This is a genomic window from Paenirhizobium daejeonense (assembly GCF_014280875.1).
In the GTDB taxonomy this organism is placed as follows: domain Bacteria; phylum Pseudomonadota; class Alphaproteobacteria; order Rhizobiales; family Rhizobiaceae; genus Allorhizobium; species Allorhizobium daejeonense.
Genome location: NZ_JACLAL010000005.1, coordinates 130933 through 157135 on the forward strand (window position 1 = coordinate 130933; position 26203 = coordinate 157135).

Sequence of the window (26203 nt, forward strand, 5' to 3'; positions counted from 1 at the left end):
CATGAAGGTACGAACATGCAGGTTATCGAAACGCTCGCTGAAGGGCTGAAGCGCGAAATCAAGGTCGTTATTCCGGCCAAGGACATGGAAGCTCGCATGAACGAGCGCCTCGCTGATGCCAAGGACAAGGTCCGCGTCAATGGATTCCGTCCGGGCAAGGTGCCGGTCGGCCATCTGAAGAAGATGTATGGCAAGTCCATCATGGCTGATCTCGTCAACGAGATCCTCCGTGAAAAGCCGACCTCGATCCTTTCCGAGCGTGGCGAAAAGTCGGCGACCCAGCCGGAAATCGCGATGACCGAGGACGAGGCTGAAGCAGAAAAGATCCTGACCGCTCAGGCCGACTTCGAATTCACCATGGCCTATGAAATTCTCCCGCCGATCGAACTGAAGTCGGTCGAGGGCATCAAGGTCGTTCGCGAAGTCGTCGATGTTTCCGATGAGGAAGTCAACGAACAGATCCTCAAGATCTCCGAAAGCGCCCGTTCCTTCGAAACCAAGAAGGGCAAGGCTGCTGACGGCGACCGCATCACCATGGATTACGTCGGCAAGGTCGACGGCGTTGCCTTCGATGGCGGCACCGATTCTGACGCTGAACTGGTTCTCGGCTCCGGCCGCTTCATTCCGGGCTTCGAAGACCAGCTCATCGGCACCAAGGCCGGCGACGAGAAGACCATCACCGTGACCTTCCCGGAAGACTATCCGGCGAAGAACCTTGCCGGCAAGGAAGCCACCTTCGACGTTACCGTTAAGGACGTTGCTGCTCCCGCCGCAATCGAGATCAACGACGAGCTGGCGACTAAGCTAGGCATCGAATCGCTTGACAAGCTCAAGGAAATCGTTCGCGGCCAGATCGAAAGCCAGTACGGCAATGTTACCCGTCAGAAGGTCAAGCGCCAGATCCTCGATCAGCTCGATGCTCTCTACAAGTTCGACGCTCCGTCGAAGCTGATTGACGCCGAGTTCGACAACATCTGGCGCCAGATCAACACCGATCTCGCCCAGTCCGGCAAGACCTTCGAGGACGAAGACACGACCGAAGAACAGGCTCGCGAAGAATATCGCACCCTGGCCGAGCGTCGCGTTCGCCTCGGCCTCGTTCTCTCCGAAATCGGCGAGAAGGGTGGCGTAGAGGTTTCCGAGGACGAAATGCAGCGGGCTCTCTTCGCCCAGCTCCAGCAGTTCCCGGGCCAGGAAAAGCAGATCCTCGACTTCTTCCGCAACACCCCCGGCGCTTCTGCTTCGCTGCGCGCTCCGCTGTTCGAAGAAAAGGTCATCGACAAGCTGCTGAGCGAAATCGACGTCACCGACAAGAAGGTCTCCAAGGAAGAGCTTCTGGCTGACGACGAAGCCGAAGAAGGCGACAAGCCTGCCAAGAAGGCCGCTTCGAAGAAGAAGGCTGCTGCCAAGGCTGACGACGCTGCCGAAGGCGAAGAAGCCGCTCCGAAGAAGAAGGCTGCTCCGAAGAAGAAGGCCGCCGAAGGCGACGCCGAGTAATCTTCGACATCTGATTAGATACGAAAAGGCCGCCTCAAGGGCGGCCTTTTTGCGTTTGGTGCTTACAGTCGTTTCAATCGGTCGGCCTGATACGATATGTGTCGTAAGTGGCCTGCATGCGCTCTGCCTCGCTGCGGTTGGGAAAGAAGCTGTCGCTCGGCGCCCAGATGCGCGAAACGCGTTCGATCCTGATCACCTGATTGATCCCCGGACCCGAGGCCTGCTCGCTCGTCACAATGTCTCCCGTTCGAATTGGCTGGCTCGGATAAAGTCCGGCCGGCCAATTCGATGAGGTCACGAGGAGACCTTCAATGCGTCCTGCGGTTCCTTTTTCAACTCGCCCATCCTGTTCCACGCATCCAGCCCCGCAATCTTGTAGGCTTCGGCGAGCGTCGGATAGTTGAACGTATTCTCCACGAAATATTCGACGGTGCCCTTCAGGTTCAGTACGGCCTGGCCGATATGAACGAGTTCAGTCGCGCCCTCGCCGACGATGTGAACGCCGAGAAGGCGGCGGGTCTTCATAGAGAAGATCATCTTCAGCAAGCCGCTGTCGAGACCCATGATATGGCCACGGGACGTCTCCCGGAAATGCGCGATACCGCATTCATAGGGGATACCGCGTTGTTGGACCTCTTCCTCGGTCAGGCCGCAGGTCGAGATTTCCGGCACGGCATAGATACCGTAGGGGAAATATTGCGGCGGATCCTGCGACGGTGCGCCGACGGCATGACGGGCAGCGATGCGGCCCTGTTCCATTGAGGTCGAGGCGAGACTCGGGAAGCCGACGACGTCGCCCGCGGCATAGATGCCCGGCACGGAGGACTGGAAGGTTTCCGGATCGACCTTGATGCGGCCGCGGCTGTCGGCCACGAGACCGCAGGCTTCGAGGTTGAGAAGATCGGTTGCGCCGACCCGGCCGGCGGCGAAGAGCACCATTTCCGCCGTGAGAACGCGGCCGTTCTGCAGCGTGACGCGACAACGGCCGCTCGGCTCCTTTTCGACCTTCTCCACCGTCTGGCCGAAGATCAGCTTCATGTTGCGGTCACGCAGCTGGTAGGAGAAATCCTCGACGATCTCCTTGTCGATGAATTCAAGCATCGTGTCGCGGGGCTCGACCACCGTGACGGCGGTGTCCAGCGCGCTGAAGATCGTGGCATATTCGATACCGATGACACCCGCGCCGATCACCACCATCGAACGCGGCAATTCCTTGATCTCGAGGATTTCGTCGCTGTCGAGAATGCTCGTGCCGTCGAAGGGGATATGAGCCGGCCGATAGGGCCGGGTGCCGACGGCAAGCAGCACGGCCTCCGCCTGTACGCGCAGGACCTCGCCGTCTTCCTTCTCCACTTCCAGCGTTTTGGGGTCGATGAAACGGGCGGTGCCACGCATCTGGCTGACACGGTTGCGCGAGAACTGGTGTTCCAGAACATCGACCTCGTGATCGAGGGTGATGAGCAGGCGGCGACGGAGATCTTCCGCACGTATCTCCTGCTTCACCCGATAGGCGCGGCCGTAGAAACCGCGTTCGCGCCAGCCGGTGAGGTTGAGGGCCGTTTCACGCAGCGTCTTCGAGGGGATCGTGCCGGTATGGACGGAAACACCGCCGACCCGCGTGCCCTTTTCGATGACCAGCACGCGCTTGCCGAGCTTGGCGGCCTGAATGGCGGCGCGCCGTCCCGCCGGTCCGCTGCCGACGACAACGAAGTCATAACTGTTCATCTGGTGTGCCCCTCAGACCTGGATGCGAATCGGAAGCGGCGATTTGCCGCGCTGCAGCAAGAAATAGCAGGTCATTCTGACTGTTTCGTTATCGGTCGCGTCAGGACTGCGCATGAAGACGTGAAGGCTCGCAGTCGCGGTCCCGCTGTGCATAATGGCGGCCTCCCCACGAAGGCGATTCCATGGAACTGATGACAAGCCGCACCGATCCCCTCTTCGACCGCGAGGGTGCGAGAAATCCGCTTTCCGTCCTCAAGCAGGTGTACGGCTATCCGGCTTTCCGTGGCAAGCAGGCCGATGTCGTTGCCCAGGTCGTTGCAGGCGGTGACGCGGTAGTGCTGTTTCCGACCGGTGCGGGAAAGTCCCTGTGTTTTCAGGTGCCGGCCCTCTGTCGCGATGGCGTCGGTCTCGTCGTCTCGCCGCTGATAGCCCTGATGCGCGATCAGGTGGAGGCGCTGAAACAGCTCGGCGTGCGGGCCGCTGCACTGAACTCCTCGCTGGGACGTGATGAATTTGTCGACCTCCGCCGTTCGCTGGATCGCGGTGAGCTGGATTTCCTCTATGTCACCCCGGAACGGATCGTCACGCCTGCCTTCCGGGAAATGATCGGCAACACGAAGATTGCGCTGATCGCTATCGACGAAGCTCATTGCGTCTCCCAGTGGGGCCATGACTTTCGTCCGGAATACCGGGACCTTGGGCGGCTGGCCCAGGAATATCCTGGCGTACCGCGCATGGCGCTGACCGCGACTGCCGATCCGCACACGCGCGAGGACATTATTGCAAGGCTCGGGCTCGAGGACGCCACGGTCTTCACCACATCCTTCGACCGTCCGAACATTGCCTATGAGATCGTGGAACGTGACCAGCCGCGCCAGCAACTGCTCAGTTTCCTTTCAAGGCACGAAGGTGAGAGCGGCATCGTCTACTGCCTGTCGCGCGCCAAGGTGGAGGAAACCTCCGAATGGCTGAACACCCAGGGGATACGTTCGCTTCCCTATCATGCGGGCATGGAGCGAGAACTTCGCGATGCACATCAGGACGCTTTTCTGAAGGAAGAGAGCCTCTGCCTCGTTGCGACCGTTGCCTTCGGCATGGGTATCGACAAGCCGAACGTCCGCTATGTTGCCCATCTCGATCTGCCGGGTTCCGTCGAGGCCTATTATCAGGAAACCGGTCGCGCCGGACGCGACGGCCTGCCATCTGAAGTCTGGATGGCCTACGGCATGGTCGATGTCATCCAGCGCGGCCGGATGATCGACGGCGGCAATGCCGGTGACGATATCAAGCGCGTCGAGCGGGCAAAGCTCAACGCGCTGCTCGCCATCTGCGAAACGGCCGGCTGCCGCAGGCAGGCAATCCTTGCCCATTTCGGCGAGACGCACCCCGGCAATTGCGGCAACTGCGATACCTGCCTGAAACCGGTCGAGACCTGGGATGGAACGGAAGCGGCGATCAAGGCGCTGGCTGCGGTCTATCGCACGGGCGAACGCTTCGGCACCGGACACCTGATCGATGTGTTGACCGGCAACGAGAATGAGAGAACGATACGCTTCGGTCATGTCGACATGCCGGTGTTCGGCGCGGGCCGTGACCTGCCGACAAGGACATGGCAGTCCGTCTACCGGCAGCTACTCGCCGCCGGCTTAGTGCGCGTCGATCATGAGGCTTTCGGTGCGTTGAAGCTCGAACCGGAGGCCCGCGCGGTCTTCCGGCACGAACGCCAGGTCCTGTTCCGCAAGGACCGTCCGACAAAGGGCAAGGCCGCAAAGAACGCCGGCGCTCGCGCGGCCAATGCGAGGAATGCTCTCGAAGGGGCCGATATGGAGCTTTTCGAGGCTCTGCGCGCCACACGAATGGAGATCGCCAAGGCGCTTTCTGTTCCACCCTACGTCGTCTTCCCTGATACGACGCTTATTGCCTTTGCAACGGAACGGCCGACCAGCCGCGATGCGCTGCTCGGTATTTCTGGTGTCGGGCAAGCGAAGCTGGAGCGATACGGTGACGATTTTCTGGCCGTCATCCGCTCGCATCAGCGGTAGGAAGCTCTGCTGCCCAAAGTCGCCGGGGTGATCAGATGAGCCTCAGGCCCTTGAGGCTCGCATGGCCATCACGGCCAATGATGATGTGATCGTGAACGGTGATGCCGAGCGGTTTCGCCGTGTCGATGATCAGCTTCGTCATATCGATATCGGCGCGCGAAGGCGTCGGGTCACCACTTGGATGATTGTGGACTAAAATAAGGGCGGTGGCGGAGAGTTCCAGGGCCCGCTTCACCACTTCGCGCGGATAGACAGGCGTGTGGTCGACGGTGCCGCGACCCTGCACCTCGTCAGCAATCAGCGCATTGCGCTTGTCGAGAAAGAGAATGCGAAATTGTTCCGTCGTCTCGTAGGCCATGGCCGAATGACAATAGTCGATGACCGAGGACCAGGATGCCAGCACCTGCTTGCCGCGCAATTCGCTCTTCAGCATGCGTTGGGCGACGGTGGCGATCAGCTTGAGGTCGTGGGCTACGGTTTCGCCGATGCCCTTGACTTCCTGCAGGAGGGCAGGCGAGGCGCCGAGCACGCCGGCAAGCGAGCCGAAGCGTGCGATCAGCGCCTTGGCGATCGGCTTGGTGTCGCGGCGGGGAATGAGCCGGAAGAGCAATAATTCGAGAATTTCGTAATCGGCGAGTGCGCCGTCGCCGCCGTCCCGGAAGCGGGCGCGAAGCCGATCGCGATGGCCGTGATAATGAGCTTCCGCCGTTTCGACGACTTCGCTGACCGGCGTGCGTTTCTTCAGGTTGCCTGTCTTTGCTGTCTGTTCCGCAAAGAAACCGCGCTCGTCGGGAATCTCGGCGGTGTCTTCGTCCGACCCGCTTTCTGTCGCGGCGGAAACATCGATGCCCGGCAGGTCAGAAAGCGGGGGGCGGGCCATGAATCAGCCTTTGAGGGGCGGAAGACCGGGACGGTCGAGACCGCCGGGAGAGAGCGTGAAGATTTCACAGCCCGTTGCGGTAACGCCGACGGCGTGCTCGTACTGCGCCGTGAGCGACCGGTCTCGCGTGACGGCCGTCCAGCCATCGGCAAGCACCTTCACATGCGGCCGGCCAAGATTGATCATCGGCTCGATGGTGAAGATCATGCCCTCGCGCAGCTCCGGTCCCTCGTTGGAGCGACCGTAATGCAGGATGTTGGGACTGTCGTGGAAGAGCTTGCCGACGCCATGACCGCAGAAATCGCGCACCACGGTGCAGCGTTCTGCCTCGGCATAGGTCTGGATCGCTTCGCCGATGGCGCCGGTTCGTGCGCCCGGACGAACCACGGCGATGCCGCGCATCAGGCATTCATAGGTGACCTCGAGCAGCCGTTCGGCCGCGCGCTTGATTTCTCCGACGGGATACATGCGGCTGGAGTCGCCATGCCAGCCATCAACGACATAAGTGACGTCGATGTTGACGATATCGCCTTCGCGCAGCGGCTTGTCGTTGGGAATGCCGTGACAGACGACGTGGTTGATGGAGGTGCAGACGGACTTGGTGTAGCCCCGGTAGTTCAGCGTTGCGGGCAGGGCGCCGTTGTCCATACCGAACTCGAAAACAAAACGATCGATGGCATCGGTCGTGACGCCTGGTTTGACCATTGAGGCCAGTTCGTCAAGGCAGCGAGCCGTCACCTGGCATGCCTTACGCATCCCGGCGAAGTCTTCCTGGCTGTAGAGCCTGATCGCCCCGGTATTCTTGAGCGGCGCGGTTGCCGCATCGACATAGGTCACCATGCACGTGCTTTCGGTCTGGTCTGCGATGTTCTTTCAAGTCATAAAGCAGCAAGGACCGGTTCGTCTATCTCGATCAACCCTGAGGGTGTGATTTCCGCCGGCGATACGGCACATTTTACCGCATATGCCTCCACACCACGGGCGCTGGCCTCTGCGAAGGCTGCCGCATAGGCAGGGTCCAGATCGCCGGAAAGCCGGAAGCGGTCGCAATCTTCGCGCTGAATCAGGAAAATCATGGCGGCCCGGTGACCGGCCTCCACCATATCTGCCATCTCCCGCAGATGCTTGGCGCCGCGCGCGGTGACCGTATCCGGAAATTCCGCAAGCCCGCCGCTCCGGGTAAAGTGCACGTTCTTTACCTCGACATAAAGATCCGGCCGGTCCGGTCCGCTGAGCAGGATATCGATCCGCGAATTGCGGCCATAGCGCTGCTCGCGGCGAAGCACGGGATAGCTGCCGAAATCCCCGACGATGTCGGCGAGAATGGCCTCCTCGGCAAGCCGGTTCGGCAGCGCCGTGTTGACCCCCACGACAGCACCTTCCACTTCGACCAGTTCCATCGCGTGGCGATATTTGCGGTTCGGATTGTCGTGCTCGGAGAGCCATATGCGCGAACCGGGTGTCGTCAAGCCAAGCATGGACCCGGTGTTCGGACAGAAGCCGGTGATCTCACGACCGTCCTCCAGAACGGCGTCGAACAGGAAGCGCTTGTATCGCTGGATGAGGCGGGCAGGGACGAGGGGCGGAACGAAGAGCATGGGAGGATGTAGCGCTTTGCGGTGGTCGCCGCAAACCTTGCGACGACAGGATAAGGAACAGGATTGCTATCAAACCTGCCCTTGAACTTCAGACCCGCGCCAGAACGTAGGTTCCGGGGGCATCCGAGATGGCATTCAAGGCACCGCCGCCGGGCTTGCGGGCGGGCACACGTTCGCTGTTATGCGCTTCGATCCAGGCATGCCAGTGTGGCCACCACGAACCCGCGGTTTCCCTCGCGTTCGCGGCCCAGTCTTCGTAAGAGCCAACGGGCGTACCGTTCGTCCAGTACTGGTACTTTTCCTTGTCGGGTGGATTGACCACGCCGGCGATGTGGCCGGAACCGCTCAGCACGTATTCGACCGGGCCGCCGAACAGCGCACTGCCGACGAAGACCGACTTGGCCGGGGCGATGTGATCCTCGCGAGTGGCGAGATTATAGACCGGGATCGTCACATCCTTCAAAGACAAGGTCTTGCCGGCAAGCTGCATCCGGCCTTCGCTCAGATTGTTGTTGAGGTAGCAGTTGCGCAGATAGAAGGAATGGTTCGCCGCAGCCATGCGCGTGGAATCGGAATTCCAGTAAAGCAGGTCGAAGGGCATGGGGTCCTGGCCCTTAAGGTAGCTGTTGACGAAATATGGCCAGATGAGTTCGGAAGCGCGTAGCATGTTGAAAGCTGCTGCCATCTTCGAGCCGTCGAGATAACCGGTTTGGCGCATGCGCTCTTCCAGTCCGCCGATCTGCGCCTCGTCGACGAAGACTTTGAGGTCGCCCGCATAGGTGAAATCCACCTGCGTGGTGAAGAAGGTGACGCTGGCAATGCGGTTGTCATCCTGCTGGGCGTGCAGCGCAAGGGCTGCGGCCAGCAGAGTACCGCCCACACAGTAGCCGATGGCGTTCACCTCCTGCTCGCCCGTGGCCTTCTCGACTGTATCGAGTGCGAAGTCGATACCTTCATGAATATAGGATTCCCAACCCTTGTCGGCATGACGCTCGTCCGGATTGACCCATGAGATCACGAACACGGTATGGCCCTGAGATACACACCATTTGATGAAGGATTTCTGCGGGTTGAGGTCGAGAATATAGAACTTGTTGATCCATGGCGGAACGATCAGCAGTGGCCGCTTGAGGACGGTTTCGGTCGAGGGCTCGTACTGGATCACTTCGCAGATATCGCTCTGCGCGATCACCTTTCCGGGCGTGACTGCCATGTTTTCGCCGACAGCGAATTTGCTGGTGTCGGTGTGGCGCAGTCGAAGCTCTCCGCGTCCGGCGGCGATGTCTTCCGCCAGCATCTGCATGCCCTTGACGAGATTGGCCCCGTGGCTCGCGACCGTCTCCCGGTAGAGTTGCGGATTGGTGACGACGAAATTGGTCGGTGAAAGCGCCGCCGTGATCTGGCGAACGTAGAAGGCAGCCTTGTGGCGGGTGTGTTCGTCCAGTCCCTCCGCCTCGTTGACCAGCTTTTCCGCCCAGTCGCTGAGGATGACATAGGCCTGCCGCAGAAAGTCGAAGAACGGGTTGCGCTGCCAGTCCTCGTCGGCGAAACGCTTGTCCTTGATCGGCGGTTCGGGCGGCTGGTCGCTGGCGCTGCCGGAAAATCGCGAAAGCGTGCGCGACCACATGGCGAAGACGCTGGCCATGAGATGGGTCTGCGCCTCGAGCGTCCGCTTGGGGTCGGCCATCCAGTATTCGGTGACCTTCGACATCGTCTTGACGAGTTCGGTCATTGGTTCCGAAACCGGATCGACGATCTCGCCGCGTTCGCGCGGCCCAAGCCATGTGGAGGCGGCTTTTCCGAGATTTTCCATCGCCCGGGCAACGTTGACGGCGAGCGTCTCCGGATCCTTGACGATGTATGGTTCGATCAGCTTAGGATCGAAGCCGGCTGCTCCCGAACCGTTCTGTCGCGCGTCTTCGCGTTCGCTGCTCAAGCCGTCCTCCCCAGGATCGTTTTTCCGGCGTCTTTTGTAATTGCACATCCTGCCCGAAAACGACTACAAGTTCCAGCGATACGAAAGCCCGGACTGACTGTTAAGCGATCCGGTCTTTCGAACTCAACCGAACCACGACCGGCAGCGGATACCGATAATGATCGACAGGACTTGGACAAACGGATTGGCAGCGCGTCTCGGGCTTGGTGCCGCGGCCGCGATTCTCCTATTGTCCGGTTGCACGTCGACGAAGGACAAGACCGCCGCTGGGTCGTCCACACCGGCCTCGCTGGAAGTGACGGTCGATGATGCGGATGCGCCTGTCGGCCCGACTGTTTCCTCGACCACTCCCGATGGTTATCCGGATTTCTCCGGATCACTGACTGCGGCGAGCGTGCAGATGAGCAACGAGGAGGCCGGCGATCTGCAGCGCAAGCTGTCCTCACTCGGTGCTGCACGTCGCTCCGGCGCGATCTCCGAAGCCGAATATCAGCGTCGTGTGCAGGAACTGCGCAAGCTTGCCGCCGAGCACGGTGCCGAGACCCAAGCGCAGATCACCAAATAGCGCTTGCGTTTCAGGCTTTTTTTAAGCAAAGCAACTCAAATGCAACCGGCGCCTGTTTCCTGAAGTTTTGTCGGCTGCTTGCGGATTTGCGCCAAAATTTGCCGCTACCGCATTCCATGCATTACACTCGTCCTGTCCCGGTTTTGCGGTTCGTTGCGGGATGGGCGATGGCCAGAAGAACGAACGCGCCTGTCGCGGCAGAAATCCGCGTGGTCCCAGGGGTTAGAGATGGAAGAGTTTCACAAAGTTCGGCGTTTGCCGCCTTATGTTTTCGAACAGGTCAACCGTTTGAAGGCGAGCGCGCGAGCCGGTGGCGCCGACATCATCGACCTCGGCATGGGTAACCCCGATCTGCCGACGCCGAAGGCCATTGTCGACAAGCTCTGCGAGGTGGTCCAGGACCCGCGCACCCACCGTTATTCCTCGTCCAAGGGCATTCCCGGTCTTCGCCGCGCTCAGGCTGCCTACTACGCCCGCCGATTCGGCGTGAAGCTGAACCCGGATACGCAGATCGTCGCCACGCTCGGTTCCAAGGAAGGCTTCGCCAACATGGCGCAGGCGATCACTGCGCCGGGCGATGTGGTGCTTTGCCCCAATCCGACCTATCCAATACACGCCTTCGGCTTCCTGATGACCGGCGGCGTGATTCGTTCAATCTCGGTCGAGCCGGACGAGACCTTCTTCCCGCCGCTCGAGCGTGCGGTCAAGCACTCGATCCCGAAGCCGCTGGCGCTGATCCTCAACTATCCGTCCAACCCTACGGCGCAGGTCGCCTCGCTGGATTTCTACAAGGACGTGATCGCGTTCGCGAAGAAGCATGACATCATCGTACTGTCGGATCTCGCTTATTCCGAAATTTACTTCGATGGCCCGCCGCCGCCGTCCGTGCTGGAAGTTCCCGGCGCGATGGATATCGCCGTCGAGTTCACATCGATGTCGAAGACATTCTCCATGCCCGGCTGGCGCATGGGCTTTGCCGTCGGTAACGAGCGCCTGATTTCGGCGCTGACCCGTGTGAAATCCTATCTCGACTACGGCGCCTTTACGCCGATTCAGGTGGCGGCGACCCATGCCCTAAACGGTGACGGCTCCGACATCGCGGAAGTCCGTTCGGTTTACAAGCGCCGCCGCGACGTTCTGGTCGAAAGCTTCGGTAAGGCCGGATTCGAGGTTCCGCCGCCGGCCGCCACCATGTTCGCCTGGGCGAAGATCCCGGAAAAGTTCCGCGCCATGGGCTCGCTTGAATTCTCCAAGCTGCTGGTTGAGAAGGCCGATATCGCTGTTGCTCCCGGCGTCGGCTTCGGAGAGCAGGGCGATGAGTATGTCCGTATCGCCTTGGTGGAAAATGAGCACCGCATCCGTCAGGCCGCGCGCAATCTCAAGCGCTTCCTCTCGACTGCCGACGATACGATGCATAATGTGATTTCTCTCAACGCCCACCGTTGAGATCCAGGGGCGGCCCGTTCGCGGCCGCCCGACTTCCGAATTTGAAATGTCAGGAAAGAACCATGGCTGATGCCCTGAAAATCGGCATAGCGGGTCTGGGTACCGTCGGTGCCTCGCTCGTCCGTATCATCCAGCAGCGCAGCAACGCACTTGCGGTTGCCTGCGGTCGGGCGATCACCATCACGGCGGTTTCTGCCCGCAACCGCAACAAGGATCGCGGCGTCGATCTTTCCGGCATTACCTGGTTCGACGATCCCGTGGCTCTCGTCGAGAATGCCGATATCGACGTATTCGTGGAGCTGGTCGGTGGTGTGGATGGCGCTGCAGATCTTTCTGTACGCGCGGCGCTGGCACGCGGCATCCATGTAGTGACGGCCAATAAGGCGCTTCTTGCTCGTCACGGCGTCGAGTTTGCTCGCCTTGCGGAAGAAAAAGGCCTGCTGATCAACTACGAAGCTGCGGTTGCCGGTGGCATTCCGGTCATCAAGGCAATGCGCGAAAGCCTGACCGGCAACAATTTTTCGCGTGTCTACGGCATCATGAACGGCACCTGCAATTACATCCTGACGCGGATGGAGAAGGAAGGGCTCTCCTTCGAGGCGTGCCTTAAGGAGGCCCAGCGCCTGGGCTATGCGGAAGCCGATCCGACCTTCGATATCGAGGGCAACGACACCGCTCACAAACTCGCCATCCTGACGACGCTGGCGTTTGGTTCCGAGATCGCAGTCGACGATATCTATCTGGAAGGCATCAGCAATATCTCGATCGAGGACATCAATGCTGCAGCCGAACTCGGCTATCGCATCAAGCTGCTCGGTGTCGCGCAGCGTACCGAAACCGGTATCGAACAGCGGGTTCATCCAACGATGGTGCCGCTCGACTCGGTGATTGCCCAGGTGGACGGCGTGACCAACGCCGTGGCGCTCGAATCCGATATCCTGGGCGAATTGCTTATGGTTGGCCCTGGAGCCGGCGGAAATGCCACTGCTTCTGCGGTTCTCGGTGACATCACCGACATCGCCAAGAGCCGACCGGGTGCGCAGCAGGTGCCCGTCCTTGGCCGGCCGGCTGCTCTCCTCGAACACTATCGCCAGGCAAAGATGAAGAGCCATGAAGGCGGCTATTTCATCAGGCTTTCGGTTGTGGATCGTGCAGGCGTCTTCGCAAGTATCGCGACCAAGATGGCCGAAAATGGCATTTCCCTGGAATCGATCGTGCAGCGCTCCCAGTATACAACTGCCGACGCCCCTGTGACGATTATCCTGGTCACTCATGCGACGATGGAGAATGCCGTTCGCAAGGCTGTGTCGGCGATCAAGCACGAAGGCTATTTGATCGGCGAGCCACAGGTGATCCGTATAGAACGTCCCAAGACAGTCTAGCGGAACCTCCGCTTCTCAAAATGGGAAGGATATCAAACCCGCCGCGCTCAGTGAGGCGGGTTTGATGCTTTTGGACGGTCCACCTACCTCCATAAGTATGAATATTTAGATATCACATGGAGTGAATATGATCGTGGCGTTGGATGGAATAATGATATAATTGTCATCCAGTGGTTGTGCTGGTTCTTTGGGGGGGAGGGCCCTTATGTTCTATGCAGGAATGCCGCCGCAAATAACGGCGATATCTGGCAAAAGTACCGAGGTTAAACACAAAGACTCAGGTGAAGCTTTTATCGAGGATTGGCCCGACGATCCGCCGTCGGAGAGTGATGATTTCGAAGGAGGCCGTAATTGGGCGATGATCCTGGTGTTCATCGCGATTTCGCTGCCGCCTCTGGTCGGTCTGGCATTGCTGCTGCTCTGATCCATGGCGAATCAGGCGAGGCTTGTGTGGGGGGAGTTAGTCCACGGACATCGCGCACCGTGACGTTTGCGATGCGAAGAGGATATGTGGTTTGCTCTCGTTCTTTGTTGCGTTGCAGTATAATTCCCGTCGCGCAGAGTATATTTTTATTTTTTTTGTTACATTTGGCGCAAGGGCTCTCGCATATTTCTGCGGAGCAGCGTAGGTTTTATTCATTCCGATGATTTAGGGGTCTTGGGAGGAGCCTTGAATGATCCGCATTAAGAAATCGGCACATCTGTCGCCGGTCCGAGGGTTTGACTCTGGCTGGCAAAGTGTTCAGATCGCTCCGTGGAGCGCAAGCGAAGTCAAGCGGTTGGAGGATGATGACTTCGAGGGCATCCGTAACTGGGCGATTATACTTCTTTTCCTATCCTTGATGATGATCCCATTCGGCTCCGTTGCTTGGCTTTTGGCCTGAAACGCGTCGGTGACGAGCGTTCTGTTCATGGTATTAACCGTGCCTTTCGGCTTGTGATGTCTTTGCTTCGTGGAAGACTGCGCAGTATCGCTGTTGTGCAAGCCTTAAGGGATGTTTATTTGTCCGGTGACCTGTAGAAGAAGATCAGGTTTAATGGGCAGTCAAGGCATGGAAGAACCGGTAGATCCCGTCCCGCGCGCGTTCCTGGGCGTTGAGCAATCCGTTTCCGGACAGCGTTGGGTGTCTCGTCTCGATCAGGCAGGGCAGAACAGGGCGCTTGCGATCAGCCAGTTGCATGGTCTTCCGGAGATTGTTTCGCGCGTTCTTGCCGGACGTGGCGTGGGTGTTGATGAAGCCCCGGCCTTCCTTGATCCGACCATTCGCTCCCTCATGCCGGATCCTTTGCGTCTTACCGACTGTGCGAAAGCCGGGGAACGGCTGGTCAGGGCGATCAGGGACGGGGAGAGGGTCGCCATCTTCGGTGACTATGATGTCGATGGTGCCGCGTCTTCAGCGTTGCTGTATCGATTCCTGCATCACTTCGGCATCGAGGCAGAAATCTATATTCCGGACCGCATCTTCGAAGGCTATGGGCCGAACCCGACCGCGATTGGCCAGTTGATCGACAGGGGCGCGCAGCTCATCGTCACGGTCGACTGCGGGTCCACCAGTATCGATGCGCTGGCCGCGGCTGCCGATCGTGGCGTGGATGTCGTCGTGATCGACCATCACCAGATGGGGCATCAGATGCCGGCTTGTCTCGCGCTGGTCAATCCGAATCGGGAAGATGATCTTTCGGGTCAGGGGCATCTTTGCGCTGCGGGTGTGGTCTTTCTCGTGCTGGTGGCCACACTGCGCATGCTGCGTCAGGCTGGCCATCCAAAGGCGCGCTCGCTTGATCTCCTGTCCTGGCTTGATCTGGTTGCGCTTGCCACCGTTTGCGACGTGGTGCCGCTTAAAGGTCTGAACCGTGCTTATGTCGTGAAGGGTCTGATCGCCGCGCGCCACCAGAATAATGCTGGCCTTGCCGCACTGTTGCGGGTGGCCGGCATTGGTGGGCCGGTAACGCCTTACCATTTCGGCTTTCTCGTCGGACCGAGAATCAATGCCGGCGGTCGAATTGGGGATGCAGCACTGGGAAGCCGTCTTCTGACCCTTGACGATACCGCAAAGGCCGACGAGATCGCCGAACGGCTGGATGAACTCAATCGCGAACGTCAGGCGATGGAGGCCGTGATGTTGGCCGAAGCGGAGGCGGAAGTGCTTGCCGAATACGGCAACGGCGACTCGGCCTCGGTAATCGTGACCGCACGGGACAACTGGCATCCAGGCATAGTCGGATTGCTCGCGGCGCGAATCAAGGAAAAATTCAGGCGGCCTGCTTTTGCCATTGCTTTCGATCCCTCAGGCAGGGGGACCGGTTCCGGTCGTTCGATCAATGGTTTCGATATGGGGCGTATGGTGCGAGCGGCCGTGGATGCGGGCCTACTGCTCAAGGGTGGTGGGCACGCCATGGCTGCCGGCCTGACTGTCGAGCGCGCGAATCTGGGTAGGCTGCGGACGTTTTTTGATGAGGCGTCTTCTGCGCAGGTTGCGTCTCTCACCGCCAACCGAGCCCTGAAGATCGATGGCGCCCTCGGCGCGTCCGCCGCAACCGTGGCACTCATCGACCAACTCGAATCGGCCGGTCCTTACGGCTCCGGTCATCCGCAGCCGATCTTCGCCATTCCATCCCATCGTCTGAAGGACGCAAGGGCGGTGGGTACGACTCATGTGAAGGTCACGCTTGAGGCGCAGGATGGTTCACGTGTGGATGGCATTGCCTTCCGGGCCGCCGAGACACCGCTTGGTGATTTCCTGCTGAAAGGCCGGGGCATGCAGATTCATGTTGTGGGTTCGCTGAGCGCCGATCACTGGCAGGGTACAAGGCGCGTGCAGATGCGTATCCTTGATGCTGCAAAGGCTCCGTGAGAGGCTGCCGAGGCACTGTAAGGTAATTGCTAAGATGCGGTATGAAAGCAGTTATGACTGCTCGCATTAAGTATCTTTATGAAGGTCTGATGAAAATTGAAGTGGCACGCCCTAGGGGAGTCGAACCCCTCTTCCCAGAATGAAAATCTGGTGTCCTAACCGATAGACGAAGGGCGCCTGCGCTTCGTGGTGTGGCGCCCTTATAGGCAGGGTTTGAAAAAGCCGCAAGCGGAATCTTGCTGTTTTTTCATTCTAATTTCGAAAAAAATCTGAGGCTGTGGAAGACTGATGGAACACCCGAATACGCAGGCAGTCTTTCGGGCAATTCGCCGGAAATGACGACCATCAAGTGGTTTTCATCACTATTTTTATGGAGGGAAATGAAAGCAGGAGTGGCACGCCCTAGGGGAGTCGAACCCCTCTTCCCAGAATGAAAATCTGGTGTCCTAACCGATAGACGAAGGGCGCGTGCGCTCCGTGGAGGCCCTTATAGTCAGGTCGATTTATTCCCGCAAGCGGCAATTTCTGTTTTTTTGCAAAAAAATGACAGATGCCGCGAGCCTGTGGAAAATAAGCCGATAACTGAATAAAAACAGAATGTTGACGGGAGTTCGAGTTTTGGCGGTCTGGCAAATGCCCTTAGAACCCGGCGCTTTAGTGGCTTTCGGCCGAAGCGTTTTGGTCGCCCTTGTTCTTCTTGCCACCTGAGAGGATCTCGGAAAGAGATGGCAACCATTTCCGCTTCTTCTGCGGTGCGTCCGCAGAAGCGACTTCGGGTTCTGCTGCAGCCGCCGGAACCGAAGCGGTAGACTTCTGCGCCTCTTCTTCAGCAAGAGAGATCGGCTCGGCTGCATCGTATTTCGCTGGAGCTGCCGGTTCGGAGTAATCGGGCATGACTGCGGCTTCTCGCGTTGGCTCGATCGGTTGGGGCAGGTCTGCGCTGAAGAGGCTCTTATTAATCGGGCTGACGGCCCGTGCCGGTAGGTCGGCTGGAACGATGCTGGAGGACGCGCTGGTGTTCACAGTAGGGGATACCGTTTCGGACCCGGTCGTCAGATCTTCCGATTCCTGCGTGGCTGCCTGAGTTGGTGCGGAAAAAATGCTGTTGCGGCCTGCCGACACCGTGGTCGGCTGCATGGTCAGTTCTCCGAGATCGGCGGGTGCTGCCACCTGCTGGACGGGATCGGGAATGACCGGCGCGTTTTTGCGAGTCGCGGTCGGAACCTTCCTGCCGTTGGCAGCGCTGACGACAAGCGGGTCGGTGTAGGCGGCAGCAGAGGCGGGCAGGGGCCCGTTGTTCTTCTTGGGAACGGCAGCGGGCGTCTCAGGCGCGGCATCGCCGACTTCCATGGTCTCGACCAACTGATTGGTCTGGCACCCGGCCAGCGCCAGCAGGCTGGCGCCGACAAGCAGCAAGTGAATGGCGGGAGTGGCCCGAACGAAACGAGATGCCATGCGCAGATACCTCTTGGTCGGCTCAAGCAACACGGACTTCAGTTCTCCGACTGGCCGTCTCACTGTGTCCGAGTGCGGCGCGCCGGATGCGGCGAGCCATTCGAGGCATCAGACTAAAAGGATTAACTTGCGCGAAGCGGGTGCAGGTTTGCGCCGGCGTCTTACCAGACTCCGGTATTCGGCATGGAAAGCCACGGCTCTGATCCGGGCAGGCTCTCACCCTTTTGCAGGATCTCGATGGAGATTCCGTCGGGAGAGCGTACGAAAGCCATGTGGCCGTCGCGGGGAGGACGGTTGATGGTCACGCCTCGGTCCATCAGATTCTGGCAGATGGCGTAGATGTCATCGACCTCATAGGCAAGGTGACCGAAATTCCGTCCTCCGGTATAATCTTCAGGATCCCAATTATATGTCAGCTCGAGGCAGGGAGCCGAATTGTTCCGGGCAGCATCGATATCGTCGCGTGCCGCAAGAAAGACGAGAGTGAAGCGACCCTTCTCGTTATCCATCCGACGGATCTCGGTGAGTCCAAAAACGTTACAGTAAAAATCGAGCGATGCGTCGAGATCTTTGACGCGAACCATGGTGTGAAGATAGCGCATGAAGGTTCTCCATATGACTTTAGGGGATATGGAACAGGCGACAGCTTCGAGCAAGCCTCATAGCCCAAAAAGCATCTGGGAATATCTGAATCTAGGACTTGCGCTGATCCATTACGAGAATGTTAATCTAAGCGTCAAGAATCAATTAACTTTACCGTGTGACGCGTTTTCGAGGGGCTTGGGAGATGGCGGACAGGATTTTACCGAAAGGGCTCTCTGGTTTCGAAGAACTGTCCGGAGAAGCTGTTGACCTGATCGAGATCACCGGCGTCGTGAAATGGTTCGACGTAGCTAAGGGCTTCGGGTTCATCATACCGGATAACGGTATGCAGGATGTGCTCCTGCATGTAACCTGCCTGCGCCGAGACGGCTACCAGACCATTCTGGAAGGCACCCGCATTGTTGCCCTGATTCAGAAGCGTGATCGCGGTTACCAGGCGTTCCGCATTCTCTCGATGGACCAGTCGACGGCTGTTCATCCGTCGCAACTGCCGCCGGTGCGCACTCATGTACAGGTTACGCCGACAAGCGGACTTGAACGCGTGCTGGTCAAGTGGTTCAATCGCACCAAGGGTTTCGGATTCCTGACGCGCGGTGAGGGAACGGAGGATATCTTCGTACACATGGAGACCCTTCGCCGCTTCGGCCTCACCGAATTGCGTCCCGGACAGACGGTGCTGGTCCGTTTCGGTAACGGTGACAAGGGGCTGATGGCGGCCGAAATCCATCCCGATAACCCGGCTCCGGCTGCCCGTGCGCATTGAGGCTCGCGTAAAAATGATAACAATTGCAAAGAGCGCCTTCATGGCGCTTTTTCTGTTTATGGTGCCGGCAAGTCTTCTTGCTGCCGGAGATGTCCATTTTGGCAGAGGCCAGCTGCGAATCGACATGCCGGGAGGCAAGTCGCATGAATTTCAGGTCGAACTCGCCCTGAACCCCGAGCAGCGTGAACGTGGCCTGATGTACCGCGAGAAACTGGGTGATGACGAAGGTATGATCTTCGACTTCGGCCTTGAGCGGGATGTCATGATGTGGATGAAAAACACGCCCCTCTCTCTGGACATGCTGTTTATCGATGGCGCCGGGCGTGTTCGGCGGGTGGCCAGCCGCGCCGTTCCCTATTCCGAGTCAATCATTTCGTCCGGTGGGCCGGTGCGCTTCGTCCTGGAAATTCGGGGCGGTCGCGCCGCCGAGCTGGGAATCGCTCCCGGTGCCCTGGTCACCATCGCGGCAACGACGCCTTCGTTGAAATAGCCGATGCTGCCCAAGTGCAGATCATCATGCGGATAGCGTTTTTTTAATGTTGCGGCTCGATGGTGAACCGTGTATTGCCACTTTCATCACTGGAACGGAGTGTAGCGCAGTCTGGTAGCGCATCTGGTTTGGGACCAGAGGGTCGGGAGTTCGAATCTCTCCACTCCGACCACTTCCTCGTTGATATAATTGAGGAATTCGGTGTCGTTTCACTACTTTGAAAGTGCATTGTGAGCGCGCCGCGGGTGCAGCTATACTTTGTAACGCGCACTTGAAACACGGATTGGCTCCTGTCCCTCGACAGGCAAGGACTCCTGCTGATGATCCGGATTACACAGCACTGACGTGTTCTGCCATGCATCCCTCGGGTAGAAGAGATGGGATCGCTCAGTCTGCGGGTAGCCTGATCCGCAAGGTCTCTGGAGCGGAATGCCGCCCAAAATATGAGTTGATCGAATTGTCCAAATGGGGCAGAACACTTCAGAATTTGGAATACAACAGCGATCATCGCGGATAGCGAATCGCTGCTCTAAGGTCCTGAAATTCTGAAATCTATCTGGTTTCGAATCTCGGTATCGGAGTTTTCGAATTCGTCGCAGCCTAATACCTGCGGCAGATGCGATAATTAAACGACGGAAAGGATCTTCCTGCCGTCATTTCTGGAGTTGAACGCGACCATGCCCGCGAAGATCTACCGCCCCGCAAAGACCGCGATGCAGTCCGGCAAGGCGAAGACCCATGTCTGGATCCTCGAATTCGATCAGGCTATTCCCCGCAAGATCGATCCCATCATGGGTTACACCAGTTCTGCCGATACGCGCCAGCAGGTGAAACTCGTGTTCGAAACGCTGGAACAGGCGGAAGCCTATGCCAAGCGCGAAGGCATCGAATATCGCGTGATCCAGCCAAAGGAACCGAAACGACAGATCGTTTCCTATACCGACAACTTCCGCTTCAATCGTCTGCAGCCCTGGACACATTGAGGAACTGCCAAACGTATTGCACTGCGTGCCTTAATTTCGTCAGCCTTAAACGACGGGAGAGATGGCCCCTTAGCTCAGCTGGATAGAGCACCTGCCTTCTAAGCAGGTTGTCGCAGGTTCGATTCCTGCAGGGGTCGCCAATCTTTTCAAGTACTTAGCGCGCCTTTCCCTGTGTCTGGAAGACCCCGTTTACAGCTTTTTTGAAGCCGTTTACTTTTTCTGTTTCCTTGTTGTTCTTTCCATACGCAATATGACGGCGTCGCCGGTCTGCTGATCGTGCGCGAGATAGTGCTTCTCCAGCACTCGTCCGACCTCTGTCAGGGAGTGGCCGCTGATAGAGGCGATCTGCTCGGCTGTTGAGCCTTCCCGCCGTCTCTCGGTGATGAAAGTTCCGCGCAGGTCGTGGAATGTCACTCCCTCGATCTTGAGCCGAGTGCATTCCTTGCCCCACGAAGTCTTGAAGCCATCATTCGTCCAGGGGCGGCCGCGCGAATTGGTCAGTATCCGGATCGCAGGCCTCGGTAGTGCATCCAGCATCGCCTTCAGGGTGGAATGCACTTTGATGCGGACACGTTTTTTCGTTTTCCCCTGCTCGAATTGAATGTGTGTGCCATCATACTGCTTCCAGGTGAGCGAAAGCAGGTCTCCCTGTCGTTGTCCTGTGTGGATAGCCAGCTCGAAAGCGAGGCGCAGAGGCGCTTTGGCGCCCGCCCGGAATTGCGAGATGAGTGCCGGTGTCCAGATGGCCTCCCGCCGTGATCCTGTATAGAGCCTCGTTATGCCGGAACACGGGTTTTTCTCGATGATCTCCTCATCTATCCCGAAAGTGAATACTCTGGAGAGGGAGAACAGCATTTGGTCCGCTTTGCGCGGGTTCGCGGAGAATGTCTGGTGCCATTTCCGAATCATGGCCTTCATTCCGCGTTGCTGGGTGAGCTTGAGCGGCAGTCTCGGCCATTCCTTTCGGATCTCCTTGAACGCAAACCGATGACCCTCCTTGGTCTTTTCAGCCAGCGCAGCGAAAGCCGGACTGGCTTCGAAAGCATCAATGAGAAGATCGATGGTCTTTACCTCGACGGGCGCGCTGTCGGCCTTGTGTTTCAGCAGCTCAGCCGCGAACGCTTCCGTGTTGGGCGGCGACTGCATTCTGGGACCGCCGCGCCACGCATAATAGTGGATGCGGATCTCTCCGCTTGCGAGCCGGCGCTTTACTTTATGTATCCCTTTGAGTTTCACGAGCACGATTCCGATCTCTCCACGCCTGCCACTCTGCCAATGACGTGAAGTCTTCCGGCTGCAGGTCAACCGGAGCTGGGTTGTTGACGTTGTGGATATCGGGGGAAACCCCGATACGGCGACCGTCTATTTCAATCCAAACGGTCACGCCCTTCGATTTGGCGATGTCCGCCATACGTTTCAGGTCGGCTGATCGGACGAGGGCGGGTGAGGTCATGGCTGGTCCACCGGAAACGAGTTGTGCTCGACGTTGGTGAGATGGCCGGCGTCCCGATTTCGCATCAGCGCATTCCGGCTGGTGACCATCGTGTATCCATCAGCAAACCGAACGCAGCACGAATTCATCGTTCCGCGTGCCAGCACGTCACAGGGCTGGCCTTTGCGGCCCTGCCGGTTCCAGCGATAGATGTAGGGCAGCGCCGTCATCGTCCGGTCACCGGGAAGGCATCGTGCTCGATGCCGTCGAGAAGGCGACCGGCGGCGCGTTTGCCGATACGGCTCATCAGGCGACCGAGAGTGTCTTCCGGCAGTGTTTCCGGCGTGAAGCGTCGGCCGTCGTGAGTTATGAGGCAGTCGAAGTGCTCGTCCCACAACTCCGATGCTTCGTGACTGTCTGCGTCGACAACGAGGTGTTTGCCGTTCTCGTCTCGCATTTCGGACCCTACTTCCCACCACTCTCCCCATTGCTTGAACAGGAACGGTACCGCGGCCGCCTTGCATTGGTCGCGCAGGGATCTCGCCCAGTCCGGATGCATCGGCCGAGCGCCGGGGCCGCTCTCGCCGCCGGCGACAACCCAGTCGATGAGAGATTTGATCTCGATTGTAGGATGGACCTTATCAAAACGGCCGACCTTCCGGTCGATCCAGTCCTGCGGCGGCTCGAATGCGACAGTCCGTTCGTCGGCTGCGGTCCATGCTCGCTTGCAACGGCAACCGCCGCAAATCGGGCAAGCCAGTGTCCAGCCGCCGCCATAATCCTCGTGCTGACATGGGTTTGCGTCATGCAGCCAAAAATCATGACTGCATTTCTTACAGGTCACCTTCGCGGATGCGGTCCATCTGGAAATATCCACCGGCCCAAGCAGCGGCTCGGCGCTGATCCAGCGGATCGCGGCCGGGGTGTCGAGCAGGATCGGGATGCGTTCGTCGGCGCGCTTCTGATCCTCTACGGACACGCCGAGCCAGACGTTGGGGAGGGGCCAAGATTCGCTCCGCATCAGGAATTGATGTGAGGGGCTCTGACCTATGCAGACACCAGCAGCGGCGATGTCGCTCTGACGAGACGCTGCGGTAAGATATTCCCGCATCCGCTCCGGCCGTTTCGTCAGCACCTGAAACGTGTGCTGCGGGGCGAGCGCCATGACGGCGAAGACCTGGTCGATCCATTCGTCCGGCACGCCCTCGGCGAAAAGGTCGCCATGGGCGCAGACGAAAATCATGCGGGGTTTCGTCCAGCGCAGCGGTTGCTCCAGCCATTGCTCGTTGAAGCGGACCTCGCCGGTCCAGACGGGGCCGGACTTCGATTCCTTCGTCAGGCCGGAACGGCTTTCATGGTGTTTCAGGCGCGTGCCGGCGAGCTTCATGGCGTAGCAATTGGTGCAACCGGGGGAGACGACGGAACAGCCGGTGATCGGGTTCCATGTCGCATCGGTCCATTCGATCGTGGTTCCGTCAGACATCGAAGAGGCCTCCCTGTGGGCGAGGTTTGGCAGGACCTGGCGCGGCGGCGCGGATCACGCGCGGGCGCCAGTCGAAGAAGCCGAGGGCGCCGACGACGGGGATGAAATCAACCGGGCGGCTATCCTCGAGGACGAGGCCGACGGGCCCGAAGAACCAGTCGCTGTCATGGGCTGTCACCACATCGACGATGGTGGTGACGCCGACGATACCGCCGCGCCGGAGTTCCTCTAAAGCGGGCACATTGGGAATGCCGATCGACAGAATGAAGTGGCGGGCGTCCGTATATTCGGCCCGCGTCATCCCGGCCGAGGCATGCAGGCAGACGGGGCCGCGAAATTTCAGGCCGGGATTGCCGCTCTTCCAGTCACGGTTCTCGACCGGCTTGCCGGCGTGGATGATGGCCCATGTCCATGGCTGGCGAACGGAGAGGGCGAGGTTGGGGAGGGTGGGGTCGATCATGCCGCGCCGCCTTCCCGCTTTGATGCAAGACGATCCATCTCGGCGCTCACCTCAGATTTCATTTTGGCAATGAGATCGGGAAGAGGCATCGGACCGAAGGTCTGAGTGCCGAAGCCGTGTTGCCATCCGTCTATGCCACCTAAGCTGTGGTTCGGGTGGGTGTTTGTTTCATGCCAGATCTTCCAATGAAGTCTGGGCGCGGTTTGTTTGACGAAGTCCGTGAAGTCGCGGATCATGACGTCTTCAGGGTCGGCTTGTGGCCGATACGGAGTGGTGCTCCAGCCGCGTGCCCAGCAGAAAGCGGCATAGGCTGCAACGTCGAGAGGGTCGCCCTTCATGACGTGCTTCATCAGGGCCTTCTTGCAGTCCCGTTCCCAGTCGTCCACTTTCCAACCGTTGGTGTGGCCATACTTCTTCTGAGCCGCGAGAAGTTTTTCGGTCAGTGCCGATGCGAAGCTTACGACGAGTTGAGCGGTATCCGGGTGCAGTTCTGCCGGCAGTGCTCTTTCAAGCACGGCGTTGCGCGCATGCAGTTGCGTCAGCATCTCATTCTGTTTCTCGATCCTGGCGTGCAGGCGTTCGATCACGTCGGTAATCATGCCTTTCCTCCCTTCGGGGATGCCGTCTTGCGGTCGAGCACCGCGATGGCCTGGCGGATGTCGGAGATGGCGGCGGAGGCAGCGCGGCCCTGTTCGACAGAACGCAGCGCCTTGCGCACCGAGGCGATGAACTGGGACCGGGCCGAGCCGACGGACTTGCCGAGGGGAATGGGATGGTCATCCTGCATCGCTGCCCCCTATCGCTCGTCGCCGGAGCCGGAGAGGGCGTTGCGTTGCCCGCGGTCGTAGAGCTTGCCGATATTCGTCTCGGCCGCGTGCGAAAGGCTGATGCCGAGTTCGTTGCAGGCGGCGGAAAGATACCAGAGGACGTCACCGATCTCTTTGATCAGCAGGGCGCGGCGCTTGGGCGAGAGCCCGTTGAATGTCACTTCTGTGTCGTTGCCCGACCTGAATATGGTGCTGACCAGCCCATCGTCACGCATGGCCTTGCCGACGTGCTCGGCTAACTCGCCCGCTTCGCCGTTCATTTTCAGCGCCACATAGACGAGGCCGAGCGGAGTGCCTTGGCCCGGATAAATGGCGCTGTGGGTTGCGACCTGCTGATAGGCATCCAGCGCGTTGCGAGGCTCGTTCGCGAGAGCCCGCATCATCTCGACGTCTTCCAGAGAGATGCGGTTTATGGGTTTGGGTAGTTCCTCGAATCTCCCGTCGAGAAACTCGTCTTCTCCGCGGACCCAAAGATCTCCGAAGTCGCCCCAATAAATGACGACATGATCCATGTCGTTGAGGGGTTTTCCAATCTGGATGCGCCCTGTTCCAATAACGGTGTATTCAGTGCCGCGACGTTTGTGGCGAACACGTTTCGCATTTTCTGACTGATTGGCGGTCATAGCTCTTCTCCTCAAACGCGCATGGGCATCAGGACGATCAGGTTTTCGGCGTGGTCGCCGTCGGCGCGCAGGACGGCGGGGGAGCCGGGGTCGCCGAGATAGATGTTGACCGTCTGTTCCGAGAGGTTGGCTAATGCGTCGTTGACGTATTTGGCGTTGAACCCGACCTCGAGTTCGGCCTCGCCCTCATAGGGGAGATCGTCCTCGGCATTGCCGGCGTCGGGGTTGTTGACCGTGAGTTTCAGCAGCCCTTCGTAAAACGTCATCTTCACGGCGCGGCCGTTACCGGTGGAGACGGTCGAGACGCGGTCGATCGCGGCCGAAAGCGCCTTGCCCTCGACTTCCACAAAATTCGTGTAGGCGGGGATGACGCGGCGGTAATCCGGGAAGGTGCCGTCGATCAGCTTCGATACCAGCACCATGTCGCCGATCATCAGGCGGATCTTGGCGTCGGAAATCTGCAGGGTGACGTCCTCGTTCTTCGGCAGGTGTTTCAGCAGTGCCTCGACCGTCTTCTTCGGCACGATGACGCCGGGCATGTCCTGCGGCACGCCTTCGAGCGGGATGAAGCGTTTCGACAGGCGGTGCCCGTCGGTCGCGACCAGCGTCAGGCCGCCCTCGGAGGGATGGAGATAGATGCCGTTGAGATAATAACGGGTCTCTTCCGTCGAGATGGCGAAGCGGACGCCGCCGATGGCGTGCTCGAAGGCCGTGCCCGGAATATCGATGGCGAACGGCATTTCCGCGCCGTCGAGCGAGGGGAAATCGGCGGGCGGCAGGACCTGAAGACGAAATCGGCTGCGGCCGGATTTGAGGGTGACGCCAGTCAGTTCGGCATCCGCCGCCTCGACACGGATCTCGGCGCCATCCGGCAATTTCTTGACGATATCCATCAGAAGATGGGCGGGCACGGTGAAGCCGCGAAAACCGGTATCGACGGCGGCGCTGAACGGGATCGTCGCCTCGATGTCGAGGTCGGTCACCTTGGCGATCAGTTTGCCGGTGGTGCCGAGCCGCTCGAACAGCACGTTCTGCAGGACGGGAATGGTGTTGCGGCGCTCGACGATCTGGCCGACCAGTTTCAGGGCATCGAGCAGGGCGGATTTGCTTGCGGTGAACATCAGGGCTTCGCCTCCTCGGGCGCGGGATGTGGGGCGG

The 26203-nt window shown here is 59.2% G+C and carries 27 protein-coding genes and 4 tRNA genes; 13 read left to right on the forward strand and 18 right to left on the reverse strand.

Annotated features, from left to right (window positions below; genetic code table 11):
- Positions 1-15: 15 nt before the first annotated feature.
- On the forward strand, positions 16-1497 hold the full coding sequence (gene tig / locus H4I99_RS13080; RefSeq protein ID WP_163905148.1) for a trigger factor: 1482 nt from the start codon (positions 16-18) through the stop codon (positions 1495-1497).
- Positions 1498-1570: 73 nt separating this feature from the next.
- Here tig and H4I99_RS13085 read toward each other — a convergent pair whose 3' ends face one another.
- On the reverse strand, positions 1571-1732 hold the full coding sequence (locus tag H4I99_RS13085) for a hypothetical protein (protein WP_163905150.1): 162 nt from the start codon (positions 1730-1732) through the stop codon (positions 1571-1573).
- A 59-nt stretch (positions 1733-1791) separates the two neighbouring features.
- Positions 1792-3222 (reverse strand): Si-specific NAD(P)(+) transhydrogenase, encoded by a 1431-nt coding sequence (gene sthA / locus H4I99_RS13090; protein WP_163905152.1) that lies wholly within the window; start codon positions 3220-3222, stop codon positions 1792-1794.
- Positions 3223-3404: 182 nt separating this feature from the next.
- On the opposite strand from sthA, the gene recQ reads away from it, so the two are divergent.
- A complete protein-coding gene (gene recQ, locus H4I99_RS13095; protein ID WP_163905154.1) occupies positions 3405-5264 on the forward strand; it encodes a DNA helicase RecQ in 1860 nt (619 codons plus the stop codon).
- A gap of 31 nt (positions 5265-5295) precedes the next feature.
- Here the strand turns inward: recQ and radC are convergent, their stop codons facing one another.
- From radC to H4I99_RS13115, 4 genes are all read right to left on the reverse strand, one after another.
- Positions 5296-6144 carry a RadC family protein gene (gene radC / locus H4I99_RS13100; RefSeq protein ID WP_163905156.1) on the reverse strand — a complete coding sequence of 283 codons (849 nt, stop codon included), beginning with the start codon at positions 6142-6144 and terminating at the stop codon, positions 5296-5298.
- A gap of 3 nt (positions 6145-6147) precedes the next feature.
- Positions 6148-6984: a type I methionyl aminopeptidase gene (map, locus tag H4I99_RS13105; protein WP_163905158.1), complete on the reverse strand. Its 837-nt coding sequence runs from the start codon at positions 6982-6984 to the stop codon at positions 6148-6150.
- Positions 6985-7022: 38 nt separating this feature from the next.
- Positions 7023-7742, reverse strand: a complete 720-nt coding sequence (gene sfsA / locus H4I99_RS13110) for a DNA/RNA nuclease SfsA (protein ID WP_163905160.1) — start codon at positions 7740-7742, stop codon at positions 7023-7025.
- A gap of 88 nt (positions 7743-7830) precedes the next feature.
- A complete protein-coding gene (locus tag H4I99_RS13115) occupies positions 7831-9678 on the reverse strand; it encodes a PHA/PHB synthase family protein (protein WP_244625076.1) in 1848 nt (615 codons plus the stop codon).
- 157 nt (positions 9679-9835) lie between these two features.
- Here H4I99_RS13115 and H4I99_RS13120 point away from each other — a divergent pair, with 157 nt between their 5' ends.
- The 6 genes from H4I99_RS13120 (at position 9836) to recJ (ending at position 15926) form a co-directional block, all read left to right on the forward strand.
- Positions 9836-10243: an SHOCT domain-containing protein gene (locus tag H4I99_RS13120; RefSeq protein WP_163905165.1), complete on the forward strand. Its 408-nt coding sequence runs from the start codon at positions 9836-9838 to the stop codon at positions 10241-10243.
- Between the two features lie 228 nt (positions 10244-10471).
- Positions 10472-11689: an LL-diaminopimelate aminotransferase gene (locus H4I99_RS13125; RefSeq protein WP_163905167.1), complete on the forward strand. Its 1218-nt coding sequence runs from the start codon at positions 10472-10474 to the stop codon at positions 11687-11689.
- Between the two features lie 62 nt (positions 11690-11751).
- The gene (locus tag H4I99_RS13130) at positions 11752-13071 is read left to right on the forward strand and encodes a homoserine dehydrogenase (protein ID WP_163905169.1); all 1320 of its coding nucleotides are present in this window, start codon (positions 11752-11754) and stop codon (positions 13069-13071) included.
- 205 nt (positions 13072-13276) lie between these two features.
- Positions 13277-13495, forward strand: coding sequence for a hypothetical protein (locus tag H4I99_RS13135; protein WP_163905171.1), 219 nt, complete (start codon positions 13277-13279; stop codon positions 13493-13495).
- Positions 13496-13745: 250 nt separating this feature from the next.
- Complete coding sequence (locus H4I99_RS13140) at positions 13746-13955, forward strand: hypothetical protein (protein WP_163905172.1); 210 nt, start codon at positions 13746-13748, stop codon at positions 13953-13955.
- Between the two features lie 168 nt (positions 13956-14123).
- Positions 14124-15926, forward strand: a complete 1803-nt coding sequence (recJ, locus tag H4I99_RS13145) for a single-stranded-DNA-specific exonuclease RecJ (protein ID WP_163905174.1) — start codon at positions 14124-14126, stop codon at positions 15924-15926.
- Positions 15927-16028: 102 nt separating this feature from the next.
- On the opposite strand, the gene H4I99_RS13150 is transcribed toward recJ, so the two are convergent.
- From H4I99_RS13150 to gloA, 4 genes are all read right to left on the reverse strand, one after another.
- Positions 16029-16103, reverse strand: a tRNA-Glu gene (locus H4I99_RS13150).
- Between the two features lie 216 nt (positions 16104-16319).
- Positions 16320-16394: transfer RNA gene (locus tag H4I99_RS13155), tRNA-Glu, on the reverse strand.
- A 186-nt stretch (positions 16395-16580) separates the two neighbouring features.
- A complete protein-coding gene (locus H4I99_RS13160) occupies positions 16581-17381 on the reverse strand; it encodes a hypothetical protein (protein WP_163905176.1) in 801 nt (266 codons plus the stop codon).
- A gap of 161 nt (positions 17382-17542) precedes the next feature.
- Complete coding sequence (gloA, locus tag H4I99_RS13165; RefSeq protein ID WP_163905178.1) at positions 17543-17983, reverse strand: lactoylglutathione lyase; 441 nt, start codon at positions 17981-17983, stop codon at positions 17543-17545.
- Between the two features lie 185 nt (positions 17984-18168).
- On the opposite strand from gloA, the gene H4I99_RS13170 reads away from it, so the two are divergent.
- The 5 genes from H4I99_RS13170 (at position 18169) to H4I99_RS13190 (ending at position 20360) form a co-directional block, all read left to right on the forward strand.
- Entirely contained in the window at positions 18169-18747 is a 579-nt protein-coding gene (locus H4I99_RS13170) for a cold-shock protein (RefSeq protein ID WP_099057687.1), read from the forward strand.
- A gap of 40 nt (positions 18748-18787) precedes the next feature.
- Positions 18788-19237 (forward strand): DUF192 domain-containing protein, encoded by a 450-nt coding sequence (locus H4I99_RS13175; protein WP_244625078.1) that lies wholly within the window; start codon positions 18788-18790, stop codon positions 19235-19237.
- Between the two features lie 95 nt (positions 19238-19332).
- A tRNA-Pro gene (locus H4I99_RS13180) sits at positions 19333-19409 on the forward strand.
- Positions 19410-19914: 505 nt separating this feature from the next.
- Positions 19915-20220 carry an ETC complex I subunit gene (locus H4I99_RS13185; protein ID WP_163905181.1) on the forward strand — a complete coding sequence of 102 codons (306 nt, stop codon included), beginning with the start codon at positions 19915-19917 and terminating at the stop codon, positions 20218-20220.
- A gap of 63 nt (positions 20221-20283) precedes the next feature.
- Positions 20284-20360 (forward strand) — tRNA-Arg (locus tag H4I99_RS13190).
- A gap of 70 nt (positions 20361-20430) precedes the next feature.
- Here H4I99_RS13190 and H4I99_RS24760 read toward each other — a convergent pair.
- The 8 genes from H4I99_RS24760 to dnaN all read right to left on the reverse strand — a co-directional run bounded on the left by H4I99_RS24760 (position 20431) and on the right by dnaN (position 26169).
- Positions 20431-21462, reverse strand: a complete 1032-nt coding sequence (locus H4I99_RS24760; RefSeq protein WP_163905183.1) for a tyrosine-type recombinase/integrase — start codon at positions 21460-21462, stop codon at positions 20431-20433.
- 207 nt (positions 21463-21669) lie between these two features.
- Positions 21670-21882 carry a hypothetical protein gene (locus H4I99_RS13200; RefSeq protein ID WP_163905185.1) on the reverse strand — a complete coding sequence of 71 codons (213 nt, stop codon included), beginning with the start codon at positions 21880-21882 and terminating at the stop codon, positions 21670-21672.
- On the reverse strand, positions 21879-23135 hold the full coding sequence (locus tag H4I99_RS13205) for a phage Gp37/Gp68 family protein (RefSeq protein WP_163905187.1): 1257 nt from the start codon (positions 23133-23135) through the stop codon (positions 21879-21881). The genes H4I99_RS13200 and H4I99_RS13205 overlap by 4 nt, the downstream gene beginning before the upstream one ends.
- Entirely contained in the window at positions 23128-23595 is a 468-nt protein-coding gene (locus H4I99_RS13210; protein ID WP_186663315.1) for an ASCH domain-containing protein, read from the reverse strand. The genes H4I99_RS13205 and H4I99_RS13210 overlap by 8 nt, the downstream gene beginning before the upstream one ends.
- Positions 23592-24194: a hypothetical protein gene (locus tag H4I99_RS13215; protein ID WP_163905189.1), complete on the reverse strand. Its 603-nt coding sequence runs from the start codon at positions 24192-24194 to the stop codon at positions 23592-23594. Before H4I99_RS13215 ends, H4I99_RS13210 begins: the two co-directional genes overlap by 4 nt.
- Entirely contained in the window at positions 24191-24382 is a 192-nt protein-coding gene (locus H4I99_RS13220; protein WP_163905191.1) for a hypothetical protein, read from the reverse strand. Before H4I99_RS13220 ends, H4I99_RS13215 begins: the two co-directional genes overlap by 4 nt.
- A 9-nt stretch (positions 24383-24391) precedes the next feature.
- On the reverse strand, positions 24392-25045 hold the full coding sequence (locus tag H4I99_RS24350; protein ID WP_206110873.1) for a nucleoside triphosphate pyrophosphohydrolase family protein: 654 nt from the start codon (positions 25043-25045) through the stop codon (positions 24392-24394).
- Between the two features lie 11 nt (positions 25046-25056).
- Positions 25057-26169 carry a DNA polymerase III subunit beta gene (gene dnaN, locus H4I99_RS13230; RefSeq protein WP_425314386.1) on the reverse strand — a complete coding sequence of 371 codons (1113 nt, stop codon included), beginning with the start codon at positions 26167-26169 and terminating at the stop codon, positions 25057-25059.
- Positions 26170-26203 lie beyond the last annotated feature (34 nt).